The sequence below is a fragment of the Bacillus sp. SDLI1 genome (assembly GCF_001553895.1).
GTDB lineage: Bacteria > Bacillota > Bacilli > Bacillales > Bacillaceae > Bacillus > Bacillus siamensis.
In genome coordinates this window covers 407,470-425,225 of record NZ_CP013950.1, presented here as the reverse complement: position 1 = coordinate 425,225, position 17,756 = coordinate 407,470, and the positions used below count along the sequence as shown (strand labels likewise).

Here is a 17,756-nt window from a genome sequence, read left to right as displayed (position 1 = left end):
GGGACGGCTTTGCAAAACACTGAAGATCTTCTTTACAAACTATTGGCAGGCCAGCTGAAATCTGTCGGATTCTTTACAGAAAACGAGACAAAGCCTGTATTGCAGGGGTTTTACGGCAGGTGGCTGGAAGAAAGCATCTCCATCTTGGTGCAAAAAGGCTTTTTGAAACAGTCAGGCAGTACGTATGTGTTAACAGGTCCGATAGAGCGTGCGGACGTGCTGTGGAAAGAATGGGATGAAAAGAAAGCTCCTTTACTCAAGGACAGCAGTAAACAGGCGATGATCACTTTAGTGGAGACAGCCCTCAGAGCTTTGCCGGATATTTTATCCGGCAGAGTTTCTGCCACTGATGTTCTGTTTCCTGATTCCTCAATGGAATTGGTAGAAGGAATTTATAAAAACAATGAAACGGCAGACTACTTTAATGAAGTGCTCGCTGACACATTGACGGCGTTCATTGATGAACGCCTGAAAGAAGACCCGAACGCAGAAATCCGGATACTAGAGATCGGAGCGGGGACGGGCGGGACAAGCGCGGCCGTTTTCAAAAGATTAAAAGAGTACAAACATCATGTAAAAGAATATTGTTATACCGATCTGTCAAAGGCCTTTTTCATGCATGCTGAAAAAGAATACGGCCCCGACAATCCGTATTTGACTTATAAGCGCTTTAACGTGGAGGAGCCCCCGGCTTTGCAGGGTGTAGAGGCGGGCGCATATGACGCGGTGATTGCGGCAAATGTGCTTCACGCGACAAAAAATATTCGGCAGACGCTTCGCAATGCCAAAGCAGTGCTTAAAAAGAATGGGATTTTGCTATTAAATGAGATCAGCAGCCATTCGGTTTATTCTCACCTGACATTCGGTCTTTTAGAAGGCTGGTGGCTGTATGAAGACGCCGAACTGCGTATTCCCGGGTGCCCGGGGCTGTATCCTGAAGCGTGGCAGTCCGTGCTGGAAAGCGAGGGATATCGGTACGTTACATTTATGGCGGAGTCGTCACATCAGCTCGGCCAGCAGATCGTAGCGGCAGAAAGCGACGGCGTCATCAGGCAAAAACAGCCGGACGCGCAGGCGGCTGAAGAAACTGCGGCTTCCAAAGAGCCGGCTGATTTTACAGAACCGGCTTTCTCAGTGACAGACCGGACCGTGCAATTCATAAAAGAAACGTTAGCCAAGTCGATAAAGCTTGCTCCCGAGCGCATTCAGCCGGAAACGAGCTTTGAAAAATACGGCATCGATTCCATTTTGCAGGTGAATTTCATCCGTGAACTGGAAACATTGACGGGCGAGCTGCCGAAAACGGTCTTATTTGAACATACGAATACGAAAGAACTTGCCGAGTATTTGCTGGAAACTTACCCGGATAAGCTTAAACAGGCATTTGGAGCTGAAGAAGCGCCTCCTGAAACGGAGCATCCGGAACCTGTAATGGCTGAACCGGTGCCGCTCGTCACGGAAACGCGGCGATTTATCACTGAACCAAAAGAGCCGGACGCGCCAAAGCCAGAAAAAGAAACCGCCGCCGCTGATCGCTCTGATCGTGACGACATTGCGATTATCGGCATCAGCGGCCGCTACCCTGAGTCTGAAACCCTCGATGAGCTGTGGGAGCATTTAAAAGCCGGAGACAGCTGTATTTCAGAAGCCCCGGAAAACAGATGGAAGTCCGGTCTTCTGAAAACAATGGCAAAAGAAACACGAAAAGAAGATCGCAAAACAAGGTACGGCGGATTTCTGCAGCATATTGACGCTTTTGACCATCACTTGTTTGACGTTAAGGAAGACCATGTGATGGAGATGACGCCTGAGCTCCGGTTAAGCCTTGAAACCGTATGGGAAACATTTGAAAACGGCGGCTACTCGTTAGAAAGATTAAACAAATGGCAGGAATCAGACAGCGGCATCGGTGTATTTATGGGCAGTATGTACAATCAATATTTTTGGAATATCCCGTCATTGGAAAAAGCCGCGCTCAGCTCTAACGGAGGGGATTGGCATATCGCTAACCGCATTTCTCACTTTTTCAATTTAACGGGTCCGAGCATGGGCGTCACGACCGCATGCTCCAGCTCACTGAGCGCCATCCATCTCGCCTGTGAGAGCCTGAAGCTTAACAGCTGTTCTATGGCGATTGCCGGAGGGGTCAATCTCACGCTTGAACCGTCTAAATATGATGCGCTTGAACGGGCGAATTTGCTTGAACAGGGAAGTGAAAGCAAAAGCTTCGGAACCGGCACAGGCCTGATGCCGGGAGAAGGGGTCGGGGCAGTGCTATTGAAGCCGCTCTCCAAAGCGGTTGCCGACAGCGATCATATTTACGGCGTCATTAAAAGCAGCGCATTGTGCCATAGCGGCGGAAGGCAGATGTACACGGCTCCGGATCCGAAACAGCAGGCGAAGCTCATGGCGGCTTCCATCAGCAAAGCCGGAATCAATCCGGAAACAATCAGTTATGTCGAATCAGCGGCAAACGGCTCTGTATTGGGAGATCCGATTGAGGTCATTGCTCTGACAAACGCGTTCTCGCAATATACCGGTAAAAAACGTTTTTGCGCGCTTGGATCTGTCAAGTCAAATCTCGGCCATTTAGAGGCGGCTTCCGGTATGTCCCAGCTCACGAAAGTGCTGCTGCAAATGGAGCGGGAAACGTTAGTTCCGACGATTAACGCAAAACCGCAAAATCCGAATATCTCGCTTGAAGAAACGGCCTTTTATCTGCAGGAGAAAACCGAGTATTGGGAGCGTCTGAAGGATGCCGAGACGGGAGACATCATCCCGCGGAGAAGCATGATCAATTCCTTCGGGGCAGGCGGGGCATATGCAAACCTGATCGTAGAAGAATATATCAGTCCGAATTCCGATCATGCCCGTCAAGGCAATGAAGAATATATTTTCCCCGTGTCAGCGAAAACGAAATGGAGTTTTGAAGCCTATCTTGACAGGCTGGCGGCTTTTTTAGAAAAAACGCCGTCTCTTCATCCGGCCGCCATTGCATCCGCTCTGCAAAAAAGAACGCATCATTCGGAGTATCGGGCGGCATTTACGGCTTCTTCCATAGAGGAACTGCTGAACGAGCTGGTCTCTTACCGCGCGGATCAGCCGGGCCGGAGCCGCTCCGATTCTGCTGTCGGCCATCGGGCGCGGCAATGGGAAAAAGGAGAGAATATCACGTTTGATCAGTTGCAGCAAGAGCACGCTGTTCATTTGCCGGCTTATGCTTTTGACCGCCGGACTTCTTTTCAGTTCGGTGAATCAGAAAACGCTGCCGGCGTTCAGGTGATATACAGTGATGATGATCCATATGTGCAGGGGCATCAATTCAGCGGAGAACCTGTCCTCGTCGGCGCTACATACAAAAGCCTGGCAGCCGAGCAGTTTTATCATCTCTTTCCTGAAGCGGAAGGAGGACAAATTAAAAAACTGAATTACGTCAATCCCATTGCCGTAAAAAAAGGCGATCGCATCGAGCTGAAAACTGTATCGAAGCAAAACGGGGATGCATTTGAACTGAGCATGATGTTCCGCAGCTGCACGTCTCCTGATTGGAGCATAGCGGCGTATGCCGAGTGCAGTCCGTATCCGTTTCAGAAGCAGCACGCGGATCTGGCAGCCATTCAGCGTTCTTACCGGGAAGTGGGGATAGATAAGTTATACGGCGACGGCACGGGTACCGTCGTGTGGGGAGAAGAATTTAAAACGATCACACGCTTGTACAAAGGCACTGATGCGGTGTTAGCAAAGCTGAACCTGAATAATATCGGCTCACAACAAGCGCATCATTACGCCATAAATCCGTTAATCGCCAACAGTGCTTACTTGGCCGCGCTTTCTTTATTGGACCAAGCCGATGCGGAAAGCTATCTGCCGTTCGGCATTAATGCCGTCACCTTCAGCAGCCCGGCAGATCTCGATAATTGCTGGCTGCATATCAAGCTGGCCAAACAAACAGGGGAAATGATCCTGTTTAACGCAGATGTCATCAGCAGCCGATCTGAAGTGGTGATGTGTTATGAAGGCTATGCCCTTAAACGGTTCCGTCCGGAAACGAAACAGATCAATCAGCCGGCCCGAACGGCTGTTAAAAGCCCGGCGCAACCGGTTTCTGCCGGCAGTCTGACAGATCACATCCGCAGCTATGTCCTTGGCAAGCTTGCCAAAATGATGAGTGAACCTGTGCCATCCCTGCGTTCTGATGTAAATATTATGGAATTGGGGCTTGATTCAGCGAGCCTGATCGGACTGACAAAAGAGATCGGTCAAGAGGCAGAAATCGATGTGAATCCGACATTGTTTTTCGAGTACCCGACGGCAGAAGAGCTGACCCGCCACTTTGCGTCAGCGTATGAGAGTAAGTTTTCTCAATTGCTTGCCGATCATAAGCATTCAGAAGAGGCTAAGGTCATGGAAACAGAAGAGCGCACTATGCCGAAGGAACAGCATCAGCCTTGTGATAACGGCAATATCAAACAAGGAATCGCCATTATCGGTATGTCAGGCCAGTTTCCGCAATCTCCGGATATCCAGTCTTTTTGGGAGCACATCGTAAACGGAGATCACTGTATTTCAGAAATTCCGGCGAACCGCTGGGACTGGCGCCGTTACGCAGGTGATGAGGATGACACAGGTGTCAGATGGGGCGGTTTTATTGACGGCGTCGGAGAATTTGACCCGCTCTTTTTCGGAATTTCTCCTAAAGAAGCTTCACAAATGGGACCGGAGCAGTTTCTGCTTTTGATGCATACATGGAAGGCAATGGAGGATGCGGGCCTGACGAGTAAGACGTTATCAAGCAGACCGACGGGCGTTTTCGTTGCCGCGGGCAATAGCGACCCGAACAATGGAACAGCCATTCCGTCCATAATCCCAAACAGGATATCATATGCCTTGAATTTACAAGGACCGAGCGAATATTACGAGGCGGCCTGCACGTCAACACTGGTGGCTTTGCACAGGGCGGTTCAATCAATCCGTCATAACGAATGTGAGCAGGCTGTCGTGGGCGCCGCCAATATTCTGCAGTCGCCGAAGGGCTTTATCGGTTTTGACGCAATGGGATATTTAAGCAAAAACGGCCGGGCGAAATCTTTCCAAAAAGATGCCGATGGCTTTGTCAGAAGTGAAGGTGCGGGCGTTATCATCATCAAACCGCTTGAGGCGGCAATTGAAGACGGCGATCATATTCACATGGTCATTAAAGGAACCGGGGTGTCTCATGGCGGTAAAGGCATGTCGCTTCACGCGCCGAATCCCGCGGGGATGAAGGCTGCGATGAAAAAAGCGTACGAAAACACCGATGTTGACCCGCAAACCGTCACATACATTGAAGCGCACGGCATCGCCTCCGAAATGGCAGATGCGCTTGAGTTCAATGCAATCCAAGCGGGTTACGGCGGGTCTGCGAATGAGGAGGAAAGCGCGCCTTGTTACATCAGCACCGTGAAACCTTGCATCGGTCATGGCGAACTCGCTTCCGGACTGGCCGCCCTTATAAAAGTGGCGATGGCCATGAAACATCATACCATCCCGGGGATTCCCGGTTTCACTGCCGCAAATGAGCAAATGACCAATCAGCAAAGCCGTTTCCGATTCACTGAAGACAATCAAGAATGGACACAGCTTACCGACCGTACAGGCAGTCCGATTCCGCGCAGGGCCGCGATTAACAGCTATGGATTCGGCGGCATGAATGCGCATGTCGTTTTGGAACAGTACAGCCCGAGCCCTAAAGACAAAGAATCTGTGCATGAACCGCAGCTTATCGTGATGTCTGCTAAGAGCGAAGGCCGGCTTAAGGCGGCCGCAGGTCAGCTGGCCGATTTCATACAAGCTGAACATACTCCGTCACTGCGGGATATTGCTTATACGCTCCAGACCGGCCGCGAGGCGATGAATTGCCGCCTGGCATTCGTTGCCCGCAATCAAGATGAACTGTTGGAAAAGCTGAGAGACTACAGAGAGTTTTGCGGAGAAAGCAATGGAGTGAAAAGCTTCTTTACCGGCAGTCAGCAGACTGGAGCAGGAGACATCGGCATTTTACTGGAAGGGACGCTCGGTACAGTCGTCACGGAGGCGCTTTTGGCTGAAAACAATCTGGAAAAGCTGTCATTTTGCTGGGTAAAAGGTGCGGATATACCGTGGGACAGACTCCATCAAGGCAAATCTGTTCAAAGAGTGCCGCTTCCGACATATCCTTTTGAAAAACATAAGTATTGGAACGGCAGTCAGACAGAAGACAACAGCCTTGAACCGATTCTAGAGAATCAACAGTTCCGCCGCGGGGGCGCGGCTGACATAGCGGCTGACATTTTAGGAATGGACGCAGCGGAACTGGACCCAAATAAGCCGCTGACTGAATACGGCTTCGATTCAATGTCCTGTATTCAGCTTCTGAAAAAACTTGAAGACACAGACTGCCGAGTAAGTCTGGAAGCTCTTCAGAACTGCGGCACTCTTAAGGAGCTCAGCTTGCTGTTAAAAACGAACCAATCGCAGGATGGGGAAGGGAAATTTCCCGAACTCGTCAAGCTCAATGAAAGAGAAACAGGACGTCCTGTTTTCTGGTTTCATGGAGGAACGGGTGGCGTCGAAGCGTATCAGCCATTCGCCAAAAAAAGCCAGCGTCCTTTTTACGGCATTCAGGCAAGAGGTTTGACAGGGAAAGATCCGCTGCAAGGAATCGGAGAGCTGGCCGCTTCTTATGCGAAAATCATTCAAGCGGTACAGCCGAAAGGCCCTTATGACCTCGGCGGATATTCCTTAGGCGGAATGCTCGCATATGAAACGGCGCGCCTCTTGCAGGAGGAAGGTCATACGGTGAAAAGCGCCGTCATGATTGATACCCCGTACAGTGAAAAATGGAAAGAAAGAAAACCATCTGTCAAGTCAGTCATGCTGCAAACGATCAATACGATGCTTACGGCATATCTCAAGCCTGAAAATCCTGAAGACGCATTAATCAGCAGGGAAGACATTAACGTGCAGGCTGGGGAAGAGGCTGTATTGAATGAATTGATCAGCCTTGCCAAAGAGCGCGGACTGCCAAAACCGGAAGAAGCGATCCGGATGCAGATGGAGCAAATGATGAAGACGCAGCTCGCTTACGGAATGGAAGAGTATGAGATAAAGCCGCTGCCGCATCCGGAAACGCTGCAGTGCTACTATTTCCGTAATAAAACCGGCTTGTTCCTCGGAGATCTTGAACGTTATCTGACAGCAGAGGAAGAACAAAATCTGTTAGACCATGAGGCGTATTGGGAAGAATGGGAACGGCAGATAAAACAATTTTACCTGCTGGATGTTCAGTCTTCTAATCATGTTACAATGCTGTCGGAATCAAAACCGCAAAACGCGATTAAGGCATTCTGTGAAAAACTGTACGCAAATAAAGGAACGATAAGCGCCAATTTCCTTAATTCTTTCAGAAAAAAGCTGGACGAAACAAATGAGTTGGTAAAACGGTAATATAGAAAGAGCTGCCGGAGCAATCCGGCAGCTCTTTTTGACTAATGAGAACTAAATTTACTATGTACTAAATTTTCATAGTTACTTGTTGTTTCCTGTTAATAAGATATTTAAAAACCCCCAATATGGGGGCGGATATTATAATCTGACAGGCAGTGCTTCAAGCCCTCTTAAAAACACATTCTTTCTCCATGATAAATCCTCAGGCGCTCCCTTCAGCTCTATATTCGGAAACCGTTTTACAAGCGCTGTAAAGGCAATAGATGCTTCCATCCGGGCGAGCGGAGCTCCGAGACAGAAATGAATGCCGAAGCCGAAAGAGATATGACGGTTCGGTGTTCTCGCTGTATTTAATGTATCAGGATCATCGAAATATTCCGGGTCCCGATTGGCTGAACCGATGCCGATAAATATCATATCGCCTTTTTTAATGGAAACATCTTTATAGGTGAAATCTTCAATCGCCCATCGATTCGCCATCATGATGACGGGAGAGGTATAACGCAAAAGCTCTTCGACCGCCGTCTGGATAGTTTCAGGCTGCCGCTTTATCTTCTCCAGCTGGTCTTTGTGCAAAAGAAGCGCCAGTGTGCCGGAGCCGAGAAGGTTAACCGTTGTTTCAAGTCCGGCAACGACTAACAAAAACAGCATGGAATAAAGCTCTGATTCACTCAGCTTTTGGCCGTCCTCTTCTGCGTAAATCAGCTTGCTCGTCAAGTCTTCACCCGGATGTATTCTTTTTTCTTCGATCAGTGTTTTCATATATTGTTTAAACTCTTTTAGCGCCTGATTGGTCGCTTCTCGTCCGCTTTCTGACGTGTCGACCATCGCGTTTGTCCACACCTGAAATGAGGCGCGGTCCTCTTTCGGAATTCCGAGCAGCTCTGAAATGACGATAAACGGAAGCGGAGCGGCGAAATCTCTCATGATATCAGGATCTGTTTTTGTTTCCATTTCATCCAGCAGCTCTTCTGTAATCCATTCTATCCCGGTGCGAAGCTGCTCAATCATCCGGGGAGTGAACCCCTGATGCACCAAAGACCGCAGGCGTGAATGATCCGGCGGGTCCTTTGCCAGCATATGCTCTGATACAAAATCTATATCTTCACTGACATTCAGCTTTGCGATCAGCTCCTTCGGCATGACCCGTTTTACATCTCTCGTAATTCTGCTGTCCTTTAGAAACGCCATACAATCATCATAACGCGTGATGAGCCAAGCCGGAAAGGTGCCCCCGAAACGCTGCAGTTCGAATTTATGTATGGGATCCTGCTCTCTGAAAGTGCTTAAAACCGCAAAAGGGTTCTCGTGAAACTCGAATGAGTGTGGATGAAACATTATTTTTTCCATCTTGATTTCCCCGCCTTCATGTTTTTAAGAAAGACTTAAGACATAACAAACTGCCGGTCGGCATTCCTCCTTTTATCCGCTGAAGACACTGATTACAACGGCGCATAAGTATGTCTAAAATATATAGGGAATCAGAAGCTTGTTCAATAGAGAAACCGTAAAGCCGTCATTTTCGTTGATTATCAACAAAACAGCAAACTTTTTTTGCCAATTCATCATGTGTGCCGAATCCGGCTAATATACATATTTACGCTTCATATCAACTTCTTAAGGAGGCTGTGAATGACTGCGTTTATGAAATGGGCGGCAAGTCTGCTTTTGGTGATCTCTCTTCAGTTCAGCTTTATGAGCGCCGGGACTCATTCTGAGAATACTGCCCGAGCCGCGTCCAGATACGATCAGGTGCTTTATTTCCCGCTGTTAAAATATCCGGAGACGGGAAATCATATAAAAGACGCCATTTCGGCAGGGCACTCTGACATTTGTACAATTGATCGCGGCGGAGCTGAGGATAGAAGGAAAGAATCATTGAAAGGAATTCCGACAAAGCCCGGGTTTGACCGTGATGAATGGCCGATGGCAGTCTGTACAGAAGGCGGGGCTGGAGCTGATATCAGATATGTAACCCCTTCGGACAATCGCGGGGCCGGCTCATGGGTTGGAAATCAAATGAGCAGGTATTCCGACGGCACGAAAGTATTATTTATCGTTCAGTAACCTTCTCCGGCGCGCCGGAGTTTTTTTATGCTTTGAAAAGGCGGCGTACCGGCTGGACATATGAAATGGCGAAGAGTAAACTTATATGTTGGACTCAGCATGAGAAAGGATTGGATCACATTGACGGTGACTACATACCGAAATATTGCACTTTTGCTTCTTTGTTTAACTGCGGGAATTGTGGATGTGATCGGTTATTTAAGTTTAGGACACGTCTTTACCGCCAACATGACGGGGAACATCGTTCTGTTCGGCATGGCGATCGGCAACTCATGGCATCTTGCCGTACTCAAATCTTTAACCTCGTTAATCGGATTTATTGCAGGCGTTATGGCCGCGGCTTGGCTTGTCGGCAATAAAAAGAAATCATTCTGGCCTCCTGCGGTCACTGCCGCATTGATCATTGAAGGGGCTGTTTTACTTTTGTTTGCTCTGTTCTCCTGCTTTTTTGCAGAATCCATTTCTGTTTATGTGCTGATTATGCTGCTCAGCTTCGCAATGGGAATGCAGACAACAGCCGCGAGAAAACTTGGAGTAGCCGGGATTTCGACTACTGTATTAACGGGAACGCTTGCTAATTTTTTTGAAGATCTCACCGCAAGGTTTTACAAAGCGGACAAGCGGAAGCAGTTTACGAGAGATGCGGTATTGCGCGCGCTTGCCTTGGTGCTGTATTGCTTTGGGGCGGTTATCGGCGCATTTGCCGAACCGGATTATAAATTTGCCGTGATCTGGCTCCCGATTATCATTATTTTAGGCATTATGCTTTGCGCATTTACAATGTTCCACGGTTACTCGGAAGAAAAAAACCAATAAAAAAACGCCGCTGATTCACGGCGTTTTTTTCGTTTTATTGCTCTTTTCGGGTCCCGATTGTATAAACGGCCCGATCTGTATGTACCTTTAATCCGTCTTGCTCTTTTTGGATGGTAATCTCGCCGAGCAAAGGGATTTCATACGCATCTTGAGGGAGCGGGACATTTCCTTCCTCCGTATAGGTTGTGCCGTGTCCTTTTAGGACGAGTTCTTCGTCAGCTACATAGTCATCGGGATGATTTGTCCGGCGGACGAGAACATCATCAAGGTGAAGCATGATCTGGTCCATATCAGAAATCTCGTTCCGGCTGTCTGTCAGCTCTCCTTTTCTAATATCAAGCGTTTGTCCGATCTGCTTTTGCAGCCATTCAGACAGTTCGGTGTTTGTAAGTGCCATTGTTATTCCTCCTTTTATCTACACCATACTTATTCCCTATTTTTTTAGAAATACACTGCTCCGCTTGATCTTTTTTTCTGACAGCCGGTTTTAAAGAGTTACTAGTTTCTTCATTATAATTGTTTACTAAAAACGGGGTCATCTTCCGGTGCAGACGACCCCGTTTACTCATCATATAAAAGTTATTCTCTCGGCACGGCGTTTTCGGCGTTCACTGCGCCCGCTCCGTAAATGTTCGGATCTTCATTTGTCCATTTATCCGGACTTTCCTTGATCAGTGTTTTCACTTCGTCAGGCGTAAGCTGCGGGTTCTGCTGGAGGATTAAAGCAGCAATGCCCGCGCAGATCGGAGTGGCCATCGACGTGCCCGACAGACTGAAATACAACGACCCTACACGATTTGATTTTTGTAATTTGTCAAGGTATGAACGAGGTGAACGAAGGGACACGATATCGACTCCGGGCGCAAGAATATCAGGCTTTTCTTTTCCGTACACCGTCGGGCCGCGGCTTGAGAAAGAAGCAGCCGTATCGTCTTCATTCGCGGCCGTATCATTGTCATCATAGGCGCCTACCGTGATGACCTTCTCACTGACGCCGGGGCTTGAAATCGTTTGAGCTTCCGGACCGGAATTGCCAGCGGCGACGCAGACGACGATTCCTGCGTTCCATGCTTCTTCAACGGCCTTGACCAGCGGATCGTCCGTTTCTTTGTCATATCTGAGCGCTTCTCCGCCCAGTGACATGCTGATGATCCGGATCGGATTGTCAGTGTGTTTTTTATTATATTGTATGCACCATTCCACACCTTCAATGATATCAGCCAAGGTTCCAGATCCGGTTTTGTTTAAAACTTTGACACCGATCAGATTGGCTTCCGGCGCGGGTCCCTGATATTTTCCGGAAGACGAAGCGCCGCTGCTCGCGAGATCACCGGCGCAATGGGTGCCGTGGCCGTTGTCATCATACGGTTCTGTCCTTTGGTTCACAAAGTCTGCAAATCCGGTAATTCTTCCTTTTAAATCGGGGTGCTGATAGATTCCGGTATCAATGACGGCAACGGTTACGCCTTTTCCTGTTAATACGGTGCCGTTTCGAATCACTTCTTTTGCATGGGATGATTCGGCTGCCGTATCAAGAAGTGCTTTTACTTCCCGGTTTAAATAGACTTTACGGATATCCCGGCATTGAGAAAGAAGCAAGTGAAGGACGGCCGGGGTGACTTCAGCGCTGCAGCAATTAATTGTGTGAAACTGCTTTTTGATCGTGCAGCGTTTCTCATTTGACAGGACCTGGCCTGTGCTGTGAAACCCGGATTCATGGCAGCCTTCCTCGAATTCAATGATGACTGACATTTTCTTTCTGTTGTTCACCTTTTTTTCGAAAAAACGATGCAGAAAGCAAGGCGTCCATTTGAAAGGTTTATATAACTGTAATACGTTTTCTCTAAGCGGCCCGTCCAGCTTATGAGCATTTGACCGAACCATTTGTACCATTGAGTAACCAAACATATATACTTTTCCTCCCATTCTGGCGATTCTCTCTATACCATATGAACAGGCAGTATATTCGGTCAGTTTGTTTGTCCTTTCAGAGAGCTGGTTACTTGCGGCTTTTTCATTTGAAAAAGAACATTTGTTCGCTTATAATAAAACCGACAGAAGGAGGTATATTCATGAACATGATATTGAGACATTCCTTGGAAAAGCAGCTTCCGATTGATATTATATATATGAAAAAAGACGGCTCCATTTCAAAACGGACCATTATTATTAAAAAAGGGGATGAGCGGGCTGTAACGGCATTTTGCTGTACAAAAAGGCAGATGAGAACTTTTTTGACGGGCTCCATTCTGTCCTGCGCATTTGCTTCGGGAGACGGATATTCATTTTTAAAAGCATATTCTTGATGCCGTCTGTTTCCGGCTGTGAATCTCCCGCCCCTGAAAATTCGGGCATTCCTCCCTTTTTTTTTTGCCTCTCTCAACCTTTTTTCACTGATGCCCGGCATTTGAGCGCTTGAACCGTGACCATCAATTGATTTTTCGAAACCGGGAAGTTTTTCACTGATGATAATGTTAATAGAATGTTAAGATAAGACCTATTGACAAAAATCCAAATAATGAATATCTCATTTTTCAGAAAGGAGCAAAGAAGGAGAGCTGATGAAAAGAATTATACTTAATGTCATCATTATCGTAGCAATGGTCTTACTAATAAGATGCGCTCATTATGCGTCAGACCCTGATCCCTCGAATTCTTCAGATACATACACAGATTTTAAAGATCTGGCTGAACATGAAGACCCCGATGATTATCATATATCGTACAATAAGCGAAAGGGGAGCCCTGTATTGATCATGTCGCCGCACGGAGGGAGAATTGAGGGCGGGGTGAGCGAGATCGTCCGCTCTTTCAGAGATGATTATTCAACCTACCTGTTTGAGGGATTAAAAGCGCATGATAACCAGACTCTTCATATTACGAGCACCAAGTTCGATGAGCCTTTAGCCGTCGAAAGCATTAAGCAGCACCATTATGTGATCGCAGTTCACGGTTATAAAGGCGACGAGAAAAATACCCTTGTCGGAGGAAGCGACCGGAAGCGGGCGGAAAAATTGGTGAGAGCTTTCAAACGAAATGGATTTCCTGCAGAATTGGCAACCTCAAAAACCGGTCTGGCCGGGGTTGACACAGAAAATATCAATAATCAGGCGCAAACAGGTCTGAGCATACAGCTTGAAATCAGCAGAGAACAGCGGGGAGCGTTTTTTGATAATTTTGACTACCGCGAAAGAGAATTCACAAAAACAGACGAATTTTACCGGTTTGTCCGTACGATAAAAAGAGTGATCAATCAAGAGTATTCATGAGCTTTTAATAAGACAAACCAGTGAAAGATGAGTAAACTTAAAAAAAGGAGGATGGTCCCTTGGCAAAACATCATTTTTATTTAAAAGCAAATTGGCCCGGAAATCGGAATGACGTCGGCGATATTAAAAGCGGCCAACTGGAAACGGCTGTGTCCATTCCTAAGGAAATGGACGGTCCGGGAGAAGGCACAAATCCTGATGAGATGCTGCTTGGAGCGGCCGCGACCTGTTATATTATAACGCTTGCGGCAATGATGGAAAGAAGCGGTCTGGATAAAGAAGATTTACATATGGAATCTGAAGGAATTGTAGATGTAACAAACGGTGTGTTCACGTATCAAAAAATCATTCACCGCCCGTTTATATTATTAAAGCCGGATGCAAACGAAACGGATTTTGCACTGGCCAGGAAGTTAGCGCAAAAAGCGGAATCGTCGTGTATGATTTCACGAGCGGTTCAGGGAAACGTGGAGATGGAGCTTGAGGTTGAAGTAAAAGCCGCCCGCGCATGACGAATTCAAACGGTCAGCTCCGGGCCGTTTGATTTTTTTTCGTTTTTTGAGATTTGGAACGGTTCAGCAGGATGACGCCTGTGATGACCAACACAAGACCGATCATCATTTTGATCGTCATGGCTTCCTTAAAAACAATAAAGCCGACGATTGCAGTTAAAGCTGTGCCGACACCTGACCATGTCGCGTATGCGGTGGATAAATCAAGGCTTTTCAATGAAAAGCTCAAAAACATAAAAGAGGCTCCGATTCCGGCAATGACGCCGAGAGCGGGCCACAGGTGCGTAAAACCGTCCGACAGCTTCAGCATCGTGCTCCCGAACACTTCTGATACAATGGCTAATGCCAAGCAAAGTAATCCTTTCATCAGCATGCCTCTCCTTTCTACCAATTCATCAAAATGACACCGGCCAATAAGAAAAAGAGTCCGATGACGGCCTGCTTGTCCAGTTTTTCCTGAAACCACTTCGCTCCGATAATGGACGCAAGCACCGTTCCGGCCCCGCTCCATGTGGCATAGGATAAGCTGAGCGGAATAAGATTCAGTGTCAGTGAAAGCATATAAAAGGCCAATGAATAGCCAGCCACTACAAGCGCGCTCGGCACAAACCGCGTAAATCCGCGGGAGACCTTCAGCATGGCCGCACCCATTGACTCTGATAAAATAGCAATTGTGAGGAAGATATAACCCAGAATCATATCCAATCCCCCTCTCATCATCATCTTCATGCCTTTTGTTTAAGGCAGTAAAATAAAATAATATCCGAACTTTACCCGGCAAGTCAAGACATTCGGCCTATATAAAAAGGCCCCTGAAAGGAGCCCTTTTTGATTGTCTTAGTAGTAATACGGATAACCTCCGTACGGATAGTAAGGGTAGCCGTAACCTCCGTACAAATACGGATTTAATAAGGCGCTTCCGACCAGACCCCCGACAAGCCCTCCGGCAAACGGACCGCCGAAAAATCCAAACGGACGTCCGAACCCGCCAAACCAAGGCCGGCCAAACCCAAAACCCGGCCGTCCGAATCCAAAGCCGAATCCGGGACGTCCGAACCCGAATCCCGGCCGGCCAAACCCAAATCCAGGCCGTCCAAACTGTCTCATATCACTATCTGCTGCGTATGCGTATTCTTCATTCATAATTAAGGTACCTCCAAGAATAAATTTTAGATGATAACAGAGTATTCAGCCCACCAATTTTTGATTGGGCGTTTATCAAAAAAATAAAGGAGTGAGCTTTTGTGGGCCTGTATCAGTCCGATTGGTCAAAAAAACCTCCGCACACACACGCTTACCGGGCTGTAACGGATATTGTGCAGGGGCATTACCATTTGATCGAAGGCTTCTCACAGCCTGAGAACGGCAGCAATACAGATCAGCATACACATTTCTATACGGGCATCACCTCATTTGAAAACGGGCATTTCCACAGATATTACGGTATTTCCGGCCCTGCCATTCCGAGGGCTGACGGAACGCATTACCATGAGCTTTCAGAGACCACCTTTGCCGCCTACAATGAGCCGATTCAGATCCAGTACGGCGGCGTCGTTTACGATCCGCGGGAGGAAGGACGGAAAACGCACCGCCATACACTCAAAGGAAAAACGAGAGAGGTTGTCGGCAACGAGCCGATCGGGTGGTAGCGGACGTTTAGCGCTCAGGAAAAAGGGCAAAATGGATAGGTGCATGGAGCAATGAATGCTATAATTAGGGGGAGATTTATAAAAGAGAGTGATACATATTGAAAAATAAAAAACAGCCTGTCGTCATACTCGTCGGACCGACGGCAGTCGGAAAAACAAAACTGAGCATCGGACTCGCAAAAATGCTGAATGCGGAAATCATCAGCGGAGATTCCATGCAGGTATATAAAGGGATGGACATCGGAACGGCCAAAGTCACCGAAGAAGAGACAGAAGGCGTGCCGCATCACCTGATTGATATTTTGGAGCCGTCCGACACTTTTTCAACGGCCGATTATCAAAAAATGGTGAGAGAAAAAATCAGTGAGATTGCCGCCAGAGGAAAGCTCCCGATGATTGTCGGAGGGACGGGTCTGTACATCCAGTCTGTGCTGTATGATTATACGTTTACGGAACACTCCGGTGATCCTGTGTTCCGAGAGCGCATGGAGAAACTGGCTGCCGAGGAAGGGGCTGAGGCTCTTCATGCTAAACTTGCGGCGGCCGATCCGGAAGCAGCGGCAGCCATTCATCAAAACAATACGCGAAGAGTCATCCGCGCGCTCGAAATTCTGCACATATCGGGAAAAACAATGTCAGAACATCTTAAAACCCAAAAACGGGAGCTGCTTTACAATGCGGTGCTCATCGGTCTTACAATGGACAGAGAAGTGCTGTACGGCCGGATTAACGAGCGTGTTGACCTGATGATGGAAGCCGGCCTTCTTGAGGAAGTCAAGCGGCTGTATGATATGAATATCCGGGACAGCCAATCGATTCAGGCGATCGGCTATAAAGAGCTGTATGAATATCTTGATGGAAAAGTGCCGCTTCCTCAGGCCGTGGAGCAATTAAAACAAAATTCAAGACGTTATGCGAAACGCCAGCTGACCTGGTTTCGCAATAAAATGTCCGTTTCATGGACCGATATGACGCCGCCTGTTGATCTTGAACAGAAAAAAAAGGAAATTTTCGAGTGTATAGCAGGAAAACTGGAAATTTAATCGAAACAGTATTGTATTGAGAACCAAGGAGGACGAAACATGAAACCGATTAATATTCAGGATCAGTTTTTGAATCAAATCCGAAAAGACAATACGTTCGTCACAGTATTTTTACTCAACGGCTTTCAGCTTCGCGGCCAGGTAAAAGGCTTTGACAACTTTACCGTCTTACTCGAAACGGAGGGGAAGCAGCAGCTTATTTATAAACATGCCATCTCCACGTTCGCCCCGCAAAAAAACGTTCAGCTTGAGCTTGAATAAACTTTTGTCAAAGACCATGAACAATGGTCTTTTTCTATGCGCATCTGTATATTGCCGGCTGTATATCGGCAACATAAAAGGGGGCTTGGAAAACAATGTTCGAAAGTGAGAATGAACTGAGAAGAATCAGGATAACGCTCGTCTGGATCGCTGTTTTTTTGCTGTTTGGAGCATGCAGCAATCATGAAACGGTGGTGACGGATGATGACGGCGGCTCGGCGGATGCCGAACCGCAGACAGAAGGCACGGTGCAGCTGGAGCATAACCATTTCGGCGTCGTCGAAGACGGTTATTTAAAAATATACCGTTACAACGAAAAAACAAATAAAGTCGAACTGAAAAAAGAAACGACGTTAGATGAGCTTGAATAAATTTCACAAGCTTTCGAATTTACAAAGCGGGCCGCACAAGCTACACTAGGTACTGACATTGATCATGCAGAGGGTGAGACGATTGAAACACAAGGTGATAATCAACCATTGGGAAGAAACCTGTGAAGATGATTCCTGCTATGAATATGGAACCAGCATCATTGTTGACGGCAAAGAACTGCTCAGAGAGGCTTCCATCACAAGCGCTCTGAAAGCTGTGCTGAAAGAAATCGGTGCTGATGCGGAAATAGAAGAGACCGTTGAAAGCGAAAAAAAATGTGATTCTTACAAAAAATAAGAATAA

The 17,756-nt window shown here is 47.5% G+C and carries 17 protein-coding genes; 11 read left to right on the top strand and 6 right to left on the bottom strand.

Going from position 1 to position 17,756, the window contains the following annotated elements:
- Positions 1 to 9: 9 nt before the first annotated feature.
- Entirely contained in the window at positions 10 to 7,464 is a 7,455-nt protein-coding gene (locus AUL54_RS01995) for a beta-ketoacyl synthase N-terminal-like domain-containing protein (RefSeq protein WP_060962735.1), read from the top strand.
- 138 nt (positions 7,465 to 7,602) lie between these two features.
- On the opposite strand, the gene AUL54_RS01990 is transcribed toward AUL54_RS01995, so the two are convergent.
- Positions 7,603 to 8,814 (bottom strand): cytochrome P450 family protein, encoded by a 1,212-nt coding sequence (locus AUL54_RS01990; protein ID WP_060962734.1) that lies wholly within the window; start codon positions 8,812 to 8,814, stop codon positions 7,603 to 7,605.
- 345 nt (positions 8,815 to 9,159) lie between these two features.
- Between AUL54_RS01990 and AUL54_RS01985 the strand changes: the two genes are divergently transcribed.
- Both AUL54_RS01985 and AUL54_RS01980 read left to right on the top strand, forming a co-directional pair.
- The gene (locus AUL54_RS01985) at positions 9,160 to 9,531 is read left to right on the top strand and encodes a NucA/NucB deoxyribonuclease domain-containing protein (RefSeq protein ID WP_231937532.1); all 372 of its coding nucleotides are present in this window, start codon (positions 9,160 to 9,162) and stop codon (positions 9,529 to 9,531) included.
- A 60-nt stretch (positions 9,532 to 9,591) separates the two neighbouring features.
- Positions 9,592 to 10,347 carry a YoaK family protein gene (locus AUL54_RS01980; protein ID WP_060962732.1) on the top strand — a complete coding sequence of 252 codons (756 nt, stop codon included), beginning with the start codon at positions 9,592 to 9,594 and terminating at the stop codon, positions 10,345 to 10,347.
- Between the two features lie 34 nt (positions 10,348 to 10,381).
- Here AUL54_RS01980 and AUL54_RS01975 read toward each other — a convergent pair whose 3' ends face one another.
- Together AUL54_RS01975 and AUL54_RS01970 are read right to left on the bottom strand one after the other, a co-directional pair.
- A complete protein-coding gene (locus AUL54_RS01975; RefSeq protein ID WP_016936035.1) occupies positions 10,382 to 10,744 on the bottom strand; it encodes a protein YmzB in 363 nt (120 codons plus the stop codon).
- 182 nt (positions 10,745 to 10,926) lie between these two features.
- A complete protein-coding gene (locus AUL54_RS01970) occupies positions 10,927 to 12,255 on the bottom strand; it encodes a serine protease AprX (protein ID WP_060962731.1) in 1,329 nt (442 codons plus the stop codon).
- A 164-nt stretch (positions 12,256 to 12,419) separates the two neighbouring features.
- On the opposite strand from AUL54_RS01970, the gene AUL54_RS01965 reads away from it, so the two are divergent.
- The 3 genes from AUL54_RS01965 to AUL54_RS01955 all read left to right on the top strand — a co-directional run bounded on the left by AUL54_RS01965 (position 12,420) and on the right by AUL54_RS01955 (position 14,128).
- The gene (locus AUL54_RS01965; RefSeq protein WP_060962730.1) at positions 12,420 to 12,653 is read left to right on the top strand and encodes a hypothetical protein; all 234 of its coding nucleotides are present in this window, start codon (positions 12,420 to 12,422) and stop codon (positions 12,651 to 12,653) included.
- Between the two features lie 255 nt (positions 12,654 to 12,908).
- On the top strand, positions 12,909 to 13,616 hold the full coding sequence (locus AUL54_RS01960; RefSeq protein WP_060962729.1) for a poly-gamma-glutamate hydrolase family protein: 708 nt from the start codon (positions 12,909 to 12,911) through the stop codon (positions 13,614 to 13,616).
- Positions 13,617 to 13,675: 59 nt separating this feature from the next.
- The gene (locus AUL54_RS01955) at positions 13,676 to 14,128 is read left to right on the top strand and encodes an OsmC family protein (protein ID WP_060962728.1); all 453 of its coding nucleotides are present in this window, start codon (positions 13,676 to 13,678) and stop codon (positions 14,126 to 14,128) included.
- Positions 14,129 to 14,141: 13 nt separating this feature from the next.
- On the opposite strand, the gene erbB is transcribed toward AUL54_RS01955, so the two are convergent.
- The 3 genes from erbB to AUL54_RS01940 all read right to left on the bottom strand — a co-directional run bounded on the left by erbB (position 14,142) and on the right by AUL54_RS01940 (position 15,271).
- The gene (gene erbB, locus AUL54_RS01950; RefSeq protein WP_016936029.1) at positions 14,142 to 14,495 is read right to left on the bottom strand and encodes an SMR family multidrug efflux transporter EbrB; all 354 of its coding nucleotides are present in this window, start codon (positions 14,493 to 14,495) and stop codon (positions 14,142 to 14,144) included.
- Positions 14,496 to 14,512: 17 nt separating this feature from the next.
- A complete protein-coding gene (erbA, locus tag AUL54_RS01945; protein WP_016936028.1) occupies positions 14,513 to 14,827 on the bottom strand; it encodes an SMR family multidrug efflux transporter EbrA in 315 nt (104 codons plus the stop codon).
- A gap of 138 nt (positions 14,828 to 14,965) precedes the next feature.
- A complete protein-coding gene (locus tag AUL54_RS01940; RefSeq protein ID WP_060962727.1) occupies positions 14,966 to 15,271 on the bottom strand; it encodes a hypothetical protein in 306 nt (101 codons plus the stop codon).
- A 101-nt stretch (positions 15,272 to 15,372) separates the two neighbouring features.
- On the opposite strand from AUL54_RS01940, the gene AUL54_RS01935 reads away from it, so the two are divergent.
- The 5 genes from AUL54_RS01935 to AUL54_RS01915 all read left to right on the top strand — a co-directional run bounded on the left by AUL54_RS01935 (position 15,373) and on the right by AUL54_RS01915 (position 17,750).
- Positions 15,373 to 15,777, top strand: a complete 405-nt coding sequence (locus AUL54_RS01935) for a YmaF family protein (protein WP_060962726.1) — start codon at positions 15,373 to 15,375, stop codon at positions 15,775 to 15,777.
- Between the two features lie 98 nt (positions 15,778 to 15,875).
- The gene (gene miaA / locus AUL54_RS01930; protein WP_060962725.1) at positions 15,876 to 16,820 is read left to right on the top strand and encodes a tRNA (adenosine(37)-N6)-dimethylallyltransferase MiaA; all 945 of its coding nucleotides are present in this window, start codon (positions 15,876 to 15,878) and stop codon (positions 16,818 to 16,820) included.
- Between the two features lie 39 nt (positions 16,821 to 16,859).
- Entirely contained in the window at positions 16,860 to 17,081 is a 222-nt protein-coding gene (gene hfq, locus AUL54_RS01925) for an RNA chaperone Hfq (protein ID WP_003154064.1), read from the top strand.
- 95 nt (positions 17,082 to 17,176) lie between these two features.
- Complete coding sequence (locus tag AUL54_RS01920; protein ID WP_060962724.1) at positions 17,177 to 17,452, top strand: YmzC family protein; 276 nt, start codon at positions 17,177 to 17,179, stop codon at positions 17,450 to 17,452.
- Positions 17,453 to 17,534: 82 nt separating this feature from the next.
- On the top strand, positions 17,535 to 17,750 hold the full coding sequence (locus AUL54_RS01915) for a hypothetical protein (RefSeq protein WP_016936023.1): 216 nt from the start codon (positions 17,535 to 17,537) through the stop codon (positions 17,748 to 17,750).
- Positions 17,751 to 17,756: the final 6 nt, after the last annotated feature.

What these genes read in the sequence shown, in the direction of transcription:
- AUL54_RS01990 (WP_060962734.1), bottom strand. Translation starts at nt 8,814, where the DNA reads ATGGAAAAAATAATGTTTCATCCACACTCATTCGAGTTTCACGAGAAC.
- AUL54_RS01985 (WP_231937532.1), top strand. Translation starts at nt 9,160, where the DNA reads ATGAGCGCCGGGACTCATTCTGAGAATACTGCCCGAGCCGCGTCCAGA.
- AUL54_RS01980 (WP_060962732.1), top strand. Translation starts at nt 9,592, where the DNA reads ATGAAATGGCGAAGAGTAAACTTATATGTTGGACTCAGCATGAGAAAG.
- AUL54_RS01975 (WP_016936035.1), bottom strand. Translation starts at nt 10,744, where the DNA reads ATGGCACTTACAAACACCGAACTGTCTGAATGGCTGCAAAAGCAGATC.
- AUL54_RS01970 (WP_060962731.1), bottom strand. Translation starts at nt 12,255, where the DNA reads ATGTTTGGTTACTCAATGGTACAAATGGTTCGGTCAAATGCTCATAAG.
- AUL54_RS01965 (WP_060962730.1), top strand. Translation starts at nt 12,420, where the DNA reads ATGAACATGATATTGAGACATTCCTTGGAAAAGCAGCTTCCGATTGAT.
- AUL54_RS01960 (WP_060962729.1), top strand. Translation starts at nt 12,909, where the DNA reads ATGAAAAGAATTATACTTAATGTCATCATTATCGTAGCAATGGTCTTA.
- erbB (WP_016936029.1), bottom strand. Translation starts at nt 14,495, where the DNA reads ATGAAAGGATTACTTTGCTTGGCATTAGCCATTGTATCAGAAGTGTTC.
- erbA (WP_016936028.1), bottom strand. Translation starts at nt 14,827, where the DNA reads ATGATTCTGGGTTATATCTTCCTCACAATTGCTATTTTATCAGAGTCA.
- AUL54_RS01940 (WP_060962727.1), bottom strand. Translation starts at nt 15,271, where the DNA reads ATGAATGAAGAATACGCATACGCAGCAGATAGTGATATGAGACAGTTT.
- hfq (WP_003154064.1), top strand. Translation starts at nt 16,860, where the DNA reads ATGAAACCGATTAATATTCAGGATCAGTTTTTGAATCAAATCCGAAAA.
- AUL54_RS01920 (WP_060962724.1), top strand. Translation starts at nt 17,177, where the DNA reads ATGTTCGAAAGTGAGAATGAACTGAGAAGAATCAGGATAACGCTCGTC.